This is a genomic window from Consotaella salsifontis (genome assembly GCF_900167365.1).
GTDB classification, from domain to species: Bacteria; Pseudomonadota; Alphaproteobacteria; order Rhizobiales; family Rhizobiaceae; genus Consotaella; species Consotaella salsifontis.
Window position 1 is genome coordinate 22,143 of sequence record NZ_FUXL01000025.1, and the last position, 9,045, is coordinate 31,187.

Annotated in this window: 12 protein-coding genes; 7 read left to right on the plus strand and 5 right to left on the minus strand. The window is 64.3% G+C overall.

Features of this window, described 5'->3' with window-relative positions; translation table 11 throughout:
- Position 1 precedes the first annotated feature (1 nt).
- Both B5D38_RS21935 and B5D38_RS21120 read right to left on the minus strand, forming a co-directional pair.
- On the minus strand, positions 2-346 hold the full coding sequence (locus tag B5D38_RS21935) for a WGR domain-containing protein (protein ID WP_116002892.1): 345 nt from the start codon (positions 344-346) through the stop codon (positions 2-4).
- A complete protein-coding gene (locus tag B5D38_RS21120; RefSeq protein ID WP_078710426.1) occupies positions 343-888 on the minus strand; it encodes a recombinase family protein in 546 nt (181 codons plus the stop codon). Before B5D38_RS21120 ends, B5D38_RS21935 begins: the two co-directional genes overlap by 4 nt.
- A 411-nt stretch (positions 889-1,299) precedes the next feature.
- On the opposite strand from B5D38_RS21120, the gene B5D38_RS22650 reads away from it, so the two are divergent.
- From B5D38_RS22650 to B5D38_RS21155, 7 genes are all read left to right on the plus strand, one after another.
- Positions 1,300-1,434 (plus strand): ribbon-helix-helix domain-containing protein, encoded by a 135-nt coding sequence (locus B5D38_RS22650; RefSeq protein ID WP_234630867.1) that lies wholly within the window; start codon positions 1,300-1,302, stop codon positions 1,432-1,434.
- Between the two features lie 320 nt (positions 1,435-1,754).
- Positions 1,755-2,336, plus strand: coding sequence for a helix-turn-helix domain-containing protein (locus B5D38_RS21130; protein ID WP_342587371.1), 582 nt, complete (start codon positions 1,755-1,757; stop codon positions 2,334-2,336).
- 102 nt (positions 2,337-2,438) lie between these two features.
- On the plus strand, positions 2,439-3,236 hold the full coding sequence (locus tag B5D38_RS21135; protein ID WP_234630868.1) for a SprT-like domain-containing protein: 798 nt from the start codon (positions 2,439-2,441) through the stop codon (positions 3,234-3,236).
- Between the two features lie 74 nt (positions 3,237-3,310).
- Positions 3,311-3,970 (plus strand): nucleotide-binding protein, encoded by a 660-nt coding sequence (locus tag B5D38_RS21140; protein WP_078710429.1) that lies wholly within the window; start codon positions 3,311-3,313, stop codon positions 3,968-3,970.
- Positions 3,967-4,296: a chromosome partitioning protein ParB gene (locus B5D38_RS21145; protein ID WP_207553012.1), complete on the plus strand. Its 330-nt coding sequence runs from the start codon at positions 3,967-3,969 to the stop codon at positions 4,294-4,296. Before B5D38_RS21140 ends, B5D38_RS21145 begins: the two co-directional genes overlap by 4 nt.
- Before the next feature lie 82 nt (positions 4,297-4,378).
- Positions 4,379-4,756 (plus strand): type II toxin-antitoxin system RelE/ParE family toxin, encoded by a 378-nt coding sequence (locus B5D38_RS21150; protein WP_078710430.1) that lies wholly within the window; start codon positions 4,379-4,381, stop codon positions 4,754-4,756.
- The gene (locus B5D38_RS21155; protein WP_078710431.1) at positions 4,737-5,072 is read left to right on the plus strand and encodes a helix-turn-helix domain-containing protein; all 336 of its coding nucleotides are present in this window, start codon (positions 4,737-4,739) and stop codon (positions 5,070-5,072) included. Before B5D38_RS21150 ends, B5D38_RS21155 begins: the two co-directional genes overlap by 20 nt.
- 561 nt (positions 5,073-5,633) lie before the next feature.
- Here B5D38_RS21155 and B5D38_RS21165 read toward each other — a convergent pair.
- The 3 genes from B5D38_RS21165 to B5D38_RS21175 all read right to left on the minus strand — a co-directional run bounded on the left by B5D38_RS21165 (position 5,634) and on the right by B5D38_RS21175 (position 8,856).
- Positions 5,634-6,758, minus strand: coding sequence for an IS110 family RNA-guided transposase (locus B5D38_RS21165; RefSeq protein ID WP_078710432.1), 1,125 nt, complete (start codon positions 6,756-6,758; stop codon positions 5,634-5,636).
- 233 nt (positions 6,759-6,991) lie between these two features.
- Complete coding sequence (locus B5D38_RS21170; protein WP_370642469.1) at positions 6,992-8,485, minus strand: type IV secretory system conjugative DNA transfer family protein; 1,494 nt, start codon at positions 8,483-8,485, stop codon at positions 6,992-6,994.
- A gap of 92 nt (positions 8,486-8,577) precedes the next feature.
- Positions 8,578-8,856 carry a conjugal transfer protein TraD gene (locus B5D38_RS21175; RefSeq protein ID WP_078710434.1) on the minus strand — a complete coding sequence of 93 codons (279 nt, stop codon included), beginning with the start codon at positions 8,854-8,856 and terminating at the stop codon, positions 8,578-8,580.
- Between the last annotated feature and the right edge of the window lie 189 nt (positions 8,857-9,045).

Sequence of the window (9,045 nt, forward strand, 5' to 3'; positions counted from 1 at the left end):
GTCAGATGAGACTTCCGCAACCGTCATTTGCCGTGGACGATAGAGACTTTCGCGATGCTCGTTGGAGCCAGCCGGCGGGGTCGACCAGCTCGCACGTCCTGTAGCCGATCCCGATCCGCTTCGGCGCCGAAGCACGCCGGCGAAGGCAAGTCCGAACGAGACGACGCGCCGCCAGCTCGTCGTCGGTGACATAGCGCACAGTGCGGCCGCGCGCGCCGATCCGGCCGAACGTCACCTCGACCAGCCAATCGCCGAGGAGATCCCGGCCCGCCTCGACGTGGTAGGAGCGCCAGCGGTTGCGCTCTGGGTCGCAGGCTTCGAGATAGGCCGAGAAGGCTGCGATCATGGGGTGAGCCTTGAAATGGTGCTCTGGCTGACATTGTAGGAGCGGGCCACGGCGCGCTGCGGCTCGCCGGCGAGGATGCGTTCCAACGCCTCGCGCTGCTGGTGCGGCGTGAGCTTGGGCTTGCGGCCGAACTTCACCCCCTGTTCCCTGGCCCTGGCGCGCCCGGCGGCGGTGCGCTCGCGGATGCGGCCGCGCTCCCATTTCGCGGCGATCCCGAGCACGGCAATCACGATGTCGGCCAGCTCGGACGTGGTGTCCACGATCGGCTCGGCGAGCGAACGGAAGCCGGCGCCGGCTTCTCTCACCTCATGCAGGATGTTGAGGAGGTCGCGCGTGTCGCGCGCCAAGCGGTCGACGGCGGCGACCATAAGCACGTCGCCAGGTTCAAGCTTGCCGATCGCGCGCTTGAGCTGCGGCCGCTCGATCGTGAAGCCGCTGATCTTCTCACGGAACACCATCTCGCAGCCGGCGGCCTTGAGCTGGGCGAGCTGGTTGGCGAGGTCCTGGCCGCTAGTGGAGACGCGCGCATAGCCGTAGATCATGCCAGCTATTGTGCATCAGATATCCGCATCAAAAAAGCGAAATGATCTCAGGAAGGTGGGTTTGATGCAGAATTCCTGAGTTGTGCATATCTCGCAGTGAGCCTCGGAGGGTCGGGGTTCCGCCGGCTGATCCGATGAGATACAGGGGGCGGCCGGGGCCGATGCTTACATGATTGCAAGTAAGCATTGTGCCTTGCCTGTCGGCCAGTGCCCTGAGTCGCGCCGGTTCGCGAAGCCGGCAGGACGGGCAGCAGTGGCCAGACCCCACGATTTCAGCGGTTTTGATTGAGGGGATTGCAGAATCAGAAAACTCAGCGTTACATTTAACACATGAGTCGACGCGCGGACCCGGAGAGCACCCGAAAGAGAGTTATCGCTCACAGAGAGCGGCAGCTCGCGGCCGGACGCGCCTTGCTCAACATCTATGTTCCGAGTGAACTGGTCGCAGCGATCGACCGGATCAAGGAGCAGCGGGGCGCGTCAGCGCGCGCGCCGATCATCGAGGAAGCTTTGAGGTTCTATATCGAGCAGCAGCAGAGGGCATAAGCGAAAAGCGCCCGATCGTTTGCCGCGATCGAGCGCCTTTCGGATGATGGAACCGGCTTTGTTGGGCAGCTCCTAGAACCAGGCTCCCAACATAGTCGAGCGCGATCCGCCCGGCAAGAAGAGTCTTGCCGGGAACGGGGAAGCTTTGTCCGCCGTCCACAGATGCCCTCCAGGACGGAGGACGAAAGACGATGTTTGAAAGAATTGGGGCGGCGTTCGCAGGAGCGCCGACCGGACGGGCGCGCACGCCCGTTCGACGGCAAAGCCGTGCCGCGGGGCGATGCGAGGGTGTGTTCTGGCGGCGGACCGATCGCCGGGAAGTGCGCAAGATCCTCCTGGCCGCGCGGCGTTACGAGCTGGCCGCGCGTCGGCCGGGAGAGCGCAACGGGCCACTCGGCGCCGTGGCGATCGAGCTGGTGGAGCTGCTGGGCAACCTGGTCGACTTCCGGACGGGGCGGCTGGAGCCGTCGATCGACACGCTGATGCGCTACCTGAAGCGGTCGCGTGACGCCGTGGTGCGGGCGCTGAAGAACCTGCGCATGCATGGCTTCCTCGACTGGCTCAGGCGCTACATGCCGACCGGGAACGAGGGGCGAGGCCCGCAGGTGCAGCAGACCAGCAATGCCTATCGCTTGTCGCTGCCGCCGCGCGCGCTGCGGCTCCTCGGGCGCATGGGCGAGGCCCCTCCCCCGCCGGACGATCACGATCACGCCCAGGAGGTTCGCGCGGCCGAGCTGCAAGCCCACAAGGATGCTCTACCGCCCGACGAGCTGGCTTTGTTCGAGCTGGGCGACACACCCCTTGGGCGGGCTCTCGCCGCCCTTGGAAAATCAGTGAAAAAGCGTGAGTCCGCCAAGCAGACTGAATCCCCATCTCATTCTTTATCTATGCCAGAAAGATAGATTCGGACGCCGCGCACCGGCCCGCTTCGCGGCCCTGCGGCGGTTCCGGCCCGCGTTAAGTGCGGGCCGGGAAGCGGAACCCTCACAACAAAACCGCAACGCGTGCGCCTGCGGCCATCGTCCTATGGCTTTCGAGAGGGAGCGGGCGGCAAGGGCGGCGCTCAACATGAAAGCATGCAATTATGCTTGCATGACAGCATGAAATATGCGATTTTTGTTTCGTACGATACACAAAAGGCCGTCATGTCCCCCGCCAATCCGACCGCGAGAACCTATGCCGCGCTGAATCGGGCATTCGATTTCTTCAACGATCGGCTGTTCGGTGGCGAGTTGCCGCCCTGCCTCGTGACCTTGCAGCGCAAGAACAAAGCCTATGGCTATTTCGCCGGCGGCCGGTTCGGATCAAAGGACGGCACGGAGATCACCGACGAGATTGCGCTAAACCCGTCGCATTTCAAAAGCCGCACCGACGAGCAGAGCCTTTCCACCCTCGCCCATGAGATGGCGCACCTTTGGCAGCATCATTTCGGCAAGCCGTCGCGCGCGGGCTACCACAACAAGGAATGGGCGGCGAAGATGCACGCGATCGGCCTGCACCCCTCTGATACCGGCCAGCCGGGCGGCAAGGAGACCGGCCAGTCGTGCAGCCATTACATCATCGAGGGCGGTCCCTACGTCTGCGCCTTCTCCGAGCTGGCCGCGCAACCTGACTTCTCGGCCCTCTATGTCGAGCTTTGGGACGACGCCGAGGCGCGGAAGAAGCGCAAGGCGAAGTCGGCCAGCAAGACCCGCTACACCTGCCCGAGCTGCGAGCTGCACGCCTGGGCGAAACCGGGGGTGCGCCTGGTTTGCGGCGAGTGTGACGAGCCCATGGCAGCCGACGAGGATTCGGAGCCTTAACCTCGCATCAATGCAGACATGCTTTCATGTTTGCAGGCAAGCGTGTAGGCTTCTTTGCATGAAAGGATGCAAGCATGATTACAGTCGCTTTCTGCACTCAGAAGGGCGGGACCGGCAAGACGACGATCGCGACGGCGCTTGCGGTCGCGGCGCACCTGGCCGGGAAGAAATCGGCTCTGCTCGACCTCGACCCGCAGACGAACGCCGTCAACTGGTTTGACAGGCGAGAAGGCGATGGTCCGGACGTCGCCTCGATCCAGCCGGGGGCTATCCGGCGCTCGCTCGACGCCTATCGCGGCCTTGGCATGGATTGGGTGTTCATCGACACGCCCGGCAAGATGGACAGCGCCTCGACCGAAGCGGCCAAGCATGCCGACATGGTGTTGATCCCGACGCAGGCGCAAATATTCGCGATCGACACCTTGGAGCCGCTAAAGCGGCTTCTCGACATGGCGGGCAATCCGCCGGCCTTCGTGGTGCTGAATCTCGTGCATCCAAACGCCGGGGGCAGGGCGGGCGATGATGCCGCCGCAATCACGGAGCGGTTCAACGTGCCGGTCGCCCCCATCCACCTTTCACGCCTGAAAGCCTACGAGGACGCACCGGCCTTGGGGCAGACGCCGCAAGAACTGGAACCGCAGGGACGTGCCGCCCAGGAAGTCGCCGGCCTGTTCACCTTCCTTTCAGAGCAGGCAAGCATGGTTGCAGGTAATCATGAAAGGATGAAAGCATGAGCCGCAAGCCCTCCCTCCTGGCGACCGCCATCAAGGCCGGAGAACAGCCGGCTCCCACGCCGGCAGCTCCCGAGACGCCGGCCGAGCCGAAGCGCCGCGCCCGTAGCCCTCAGCCCGCCGGAAGCTATGTTGCGCCTTCGCGGGCGAACAAGACGGCCAAGACGCACTACCTGCCGCCGGTCTATTGGGAGACGCTGGAAGAACTCAGCTTCCGAACGCGCGATCCGCAGGGCAAACGGATTCCGCAGGAACGGCTTGTGGCCGAGGCGTTGAACCTGCTTTTCGCCAAATACAATTTCCCGGTCGTTCGAGAGGGCGGCGAGTAGGAGAAACCATGCTTTCATGTAAGCATGATTCCCAAAACGATAATCAGGTTGCAATCTATACCTGTTCAGGTATAAGATGAGCATGAACCAAGGCGAGCGCCCGCTCGAATGGATTGCGAGCAGCTACAAGGACTTGATGGCGCTGCCGCCAGTCGTGCGCAGGTTTTTCGGTTTTGCGTTGTCGCTGGCCCAGGCAGGCGACCAGGCCGATACGGCAAAGGTGCTCAAGGGCTTTGGCGGGGCCGGTGTGCTGGAGGTCGTCGAGAACGATGCCGGCGGCACATATCGGGCCGTCTACACGGTGAGATTTGCGGAAGCGGTCTTCGTCCTGCATTGCTTCCAAAAGAAGAGCAAAAGCGGAATCGCCACGCCCAAGGCAGACATGGACATTATCCGCACTCGGCTCAAGGTGGCCGAAGCGTTGGCGCAGGAGATGCGAAATGAAAAAAAGGATCGTTGAAGGTATCGAGGTTCACCGCAGCTCAGGCAACATCTTTGCCGATCTTGGGTTGCCCGATGCTGAAAAGCTCAAGATCAAGGCCGGCTTGGTAGTCGAGATCAGGAAGGCGATGCGTGCTCTTGGGTTGAACCAGCAAGAGGCAGCGAAACGCATGGGCATCCCGCAGCCGAAGGTGTCGGGGATGATGCGTGGCGATTTCACCAACCTGTCTGAACGCAAGCTCATGGACTGCCTGAATCGCCTTGGTTACGACATTGAGATCACCGTGAAGCCGGCCGCCGATCCAGTCGGTCATTTGACACTTGCGGTTGCTTGAGCATGACGACGAAGCCTAGCCGCCTTGCCCGTGAAATTTCGGAAATGGCGGGCGCGCAGCGCCGCCTCGGGATCATGGATGAGGGGACCTATGAGAAAATCACGGCCCGGCACCTTGGAGAGATGGTCCCTGCCGACCGAAACGCCGATAAACGGGCTTAGCCGGATAGGGTAGGGAAACATGATTGCCTGCAAGCATGTCTCCTCCTATGACGATCACGACTGGATGTGCGCATGGCTATAATTACCCGCGGCGATCGCCGGGGCAAGCTGTTCTTGTAGAACCTGACTGGCGTGCTGCGCGCCTGTTGTCTGACGACGATTGATCAAGCACCTATACGCGGATTGGCTACCGCACGACCCTTTTCCGTCGTGGACCTTCCTCCGTCAAAGTGGCGGGCATCGAATAAATCTGCCCCAGGGCCGTATCGAGGATTGTCCGCGTCAATCAGGGCGCGCAGCACGCCAGCCAGGTTCAGTTTGTCACGTTCTTATTTCCCTCCTGCTCTGCCGCCCGCGCGCTCCGGGCTGCGCAACCCCGACCAGCTCCGCCCTACGCGCGCTACCGTCGCGGCTCCATGGCTGCGAGGGGCGTATTGCGGGCAATGTCCCAGATGAAGCCGACCAGCTCGCGGGCGACGGCCGTGACGACCTTGACCGTCTGCTTTCCCGCACTCGCCAGCCGTCGATATTTGCCGCAAAGGCGAACCTGCGCCTTCCATGCAATGGCGCGGATGTTGTCGGGTATGCTGCCGTTGCGCTCGCGCAGCGCCCGGCCCTCGCGGGCAGGGAAGCGATAGTGCCATGCGGATTCGATCAGCATGGAGCGAGCGGCGGCATTGCCAGCGCGGGTGATCTCGCCGCGCTTGATCCGCTTGCCGCTGGAATATTCGGCGGGAACGAGGCCGATCCACGCCATGAGCTGCTTGGGGCTGTCGAAGCGGTGCAGGTCGCCGATTTCGGCAACGAGCGTGGCGGCCGCGATGAGCTTGATGCCGCGCAGGGCCTGGAGGGCCATGACGATCGGGGCGAGCGGCCAGTCTTCAAGAGCTTCAGCGAGCACCTGTTCCAGCCGCTTGCAGCGGCCTTCGAGTTCATGGATGCGGCGCTTGTATTCCTCGAAGACGAATTGCTGGTGCGGGAAGGGGAAGACCTGTTCGGCCAGCCAGCGCCAATGCAGGCCGCCCCAGATCGCCTTGCCGGGGAAACGGCGATCGTGGCGCAGCAGGAAGCTTTTCAGGGTAGTTTTCGCGGCGGCGAGGTCCTGCTTGGCCTGGCGGTGGGCGCGCACCACGTCGCGGATCGCCTCATGGGCTTCGTCCGGAACCCACACCGCGACCAGCTCGCCGGCGCGCAGCAGGCGAGCCAGCGTCTGGGCGTCTCTCCGATCAGTCTTCACCCGATCGTTCGGCCGACGCGGCATCGAGGATGGCGAGATCACCATGCACTCGATGCCGATTTTCGCGAGGTATCGGTAGATGACGAACCCGCAGGGGCCGGATTCATAGCAAACCCTCAACTCCGATCCGCCTTTGCCAATCTGGGCCAATGCTGTGCGCAATGATTCCGCCGTGTTGGCGATGGTACCAAAGAAGCGAACCTCTTTCTCACGGCCTTCCTCCGCGACTGCGATGGCAATCGTGTCCTGGTGAACGTCGAGACCGACGAATTTCTTTCCTGACGGCATGAAAGCTTCCTTCCTGTTGCAAACCTCATCAGCGCAACACTCAGAAAGCCCAGGCTCGGGGCAAGTGATCGTCATCGGGTCAATGTGAGAGAGCGGGCCGGCCGGGAGCTGGCGCCGTGCCACGCGGCCGAAGCCGCGTCCGGCCCGAAGGCGAACGCGCTTCCAAACTGCGCCGTAGTGAAGCCGGAGGGCTGCCAGTGACAAAGCCCCAGCGCGTCAGCGCTGGGACCGTCTCATGCCGGATCGAACATCCCTTTGAATTCGCCATCGGCATAGTAGCGCAGCTTGCGGGCGGCGAGCGGGTGCATGTCCTTGATGAGCAGGATTTGCATGTCCGGCGGGATGCGCATGATCTCGTCGGGGTTGAGGAGGTTGCGGCCGTGGAAGTGCTGCGATCGGCCGATGCTGCGCGAGCCGGTGGAGCGGTTGACGCTCTCGGTCTCGTATTCGACGGTTTCCTGGCCGATGGTCTTGGAGAGCCATTCGGCGGTCTCGTAGTCGTTGACGCCGAAGGTCTGGATGACGCCGGCATTGGAGAAGAAGGTGCCGGCTCGTCGCCCGTAGGTGGCACGGAGCTGATGCAGGTCCTGGAGGATCGGCCAGAGCTGGAGGCCGTATCCGGCCATGAGGCCCATAGCGCGCTCGACAGGGGCGAGATGGCCGAGGGCGGCGAACTCATCGAGCAGGAACAGCACGGGCTTTGCCGGTCGCGTCCTTGAACGCGCCATGTCGGTGACGGCTTGGCTGACGAGAAGGCGCAGCCATCGCGAGTAGGCGTCGAGGCGATCGGGCGGCAGGACGAGAAACACTGTCGCGGTTCCCTCCTTCAGATCGGCGAAGCGGACATCCGAGCGGCCCATGACGGCCGCCATGCGCGGGCTGTCGAGGAAGTGGGTATGACGCTGCGCGGAGGAGAGGACGCCGGCGGCCTCGCGGTCGGACTTGCCGAGGTGACGATTGGCAGCACGGGCGACGAGCTGGCCGGCGGCGGGGCTGTCCTGCATCCGCCGGAGGAGGGCGGCAAAGGCGTCCGGTGCCGCGGTGATGTGCTCGCGCACCGTGGCGAGGGTGCGCCGGCTGGGCTCCTCCTCGCAGGCGACGAACAGGATGATGCCGGCGAGGAGGGCCTTGGCCTCCTCGTTCCAATGCGCTTCGGCGACCTGGCCGGGCGGATCGAGCACCAGCGCCTCGGCGAGGGTGGCGGCATCCTCGGCGACGTCGGGGCTGGCCGGATCGAGCGTGTCCATCGGATTATAGGCGGCCGAGGGGAGGCCGGTGGCGTCGAACGGGTCGAGCAGATGGACAGGGCCGAAGCGGGACCTGGCGCGCATGGTGATGCGGGCGTTCTCGCCCTTGGGATCGATGCAGAGGACCGAGCGATCGGCGTCAAGAAGGTTCGGGATGACGGTGCCGACGCCTTTGCCCGTCCGCGTCGGGGCGAGGGTGATGAGGTGCGAGATCCCGTCATAGCGGATCGGCTTGGAGCCGCCCTGCTGGCGGCCGACGAGCAGACCGCCGTTGTTCCGGGTGAGAGCGTCAGCCTCCTTCTTCGAGGCCCAGCGAGCGGACCCGAACAGGGTGCTTTGGCCGGCATTGGGGAAGAGCGGAAAGACCCAGCCGAGGGCGGCGCCGAGACCCATCAGCGGGACGGCCAGGATCGCCGCGCCGGCGTCGGTCCTGAAGCCGTCGAGGACGGGCAGGAGGGTCAGGTAGCGGACGGCGCCCATCGCCGCGAAGCCGTAGATGATGGCGGTGACGAGGTTGGGGAGTTTGTCCCTGACGGTCATCTTGGATTCCACTCATTTCCGACGCGTGAGCGTCAGCGCTTGCCGGCCTCGGCTGCCGCTGCCGGCATCGCCTCGTCGGCGTCGAAGGCGGCGCGTCCTTGCCGCCGCCAATGGGCAATGACCTCGTCGGCCGAGAGGTGTTCGGTTCCGCCGCGCTTCAGCAAACCGGCGAGGTCGAGGAAGGCGCCGAGCAGCGTCGCGCGATCGTCGCCGGTCAGCTCGACCAGGCCGGCCTTCTGGACGAGGCCGCCCAGCTCGATGAGGTGGCGCGTTCGATCGCGGCGCGCCTTGGCCCAATCCCGCGTGTCCATGCGCGCGCGCCGTGCCTCAGCTCGCCTCTGAGCCGCCGCCGAGCGGCGCAGCGCCGCCAGTGTCGCCGTCAGCTCTCGAAGCAGTGTCGCCGGCGCCGTTTTCCTTCCTGCGGTTGCGCCGCTGAAAGAACTCGGCCCCGCGCCGGCGCCAGCCCTCCCGCTTGTCGGAGTCCTTGTGCTCAACGGCGC

Coding starts and splice junctions, on each gene's coding strand:
- B5D38_RS21935 (WP_116002892.1), bottom strand. CDS start 346: ATGATCGCAGCCTTCTCGGCCTATCTCGAAGCCTGCGACCCAGAGCGC.
- B5D38_RS21120 (WP_078710426.1), bottom strand. CDS start 888: ATGATCTACGGCTATGCGCGCGTCTCCACTAGCGGCCAGGACCTCGCC.
- B5D38_RS21140 (WP_078710429.1), top strand. CDS start 3,311: ATGATTACAGTCGCTTTCTGCACTCAGAAGGGCGGGACCGGCAAGACG.
- B5D38_RS21145 (WP_207553012.1), top strand. CDS start 3,967: ATGAGCCGCAAGCCCTCCCTCCTGGCGACCGCCATCAAGGCCGGAGAA.
- B5D38_RS21150 (WP_078710430.1), top strand. CDS start 4,379: ATGAACCAAGGCGAGCGCCCGCTCGAATGGATTGCGAGCAGCTACAAG.
- B5D38_RS21155 (WP_078710431.1), top strand. CDS start 4,737: ATGAAAAAAAGGATCGTTGAAGGTATCGAGGTTCACCGCAGCTCAGGC.
- B5D38_RS21165 (WP_078710432.1), bottom strand. CDS start 6,758: ATGCCGTCAGGAAAGAAATTCGTCGGTCTCGACGTTCACCAGGACACG.
- B5D38_RS21170 (WP_370642469.1), bottom strand. CDS start 8,485: ATGGGCGCCGTCCGCTACCTGACCCTCCTGCCCGTCCTCGACGGCTTC.
- B5D38_RS21175 (WP_078710434.1), bottom strand. CDS start 8,856: ATGGACACGCGGGATTGGGCCAAGGCGCGCCGCGATCGAACGCGCCAC.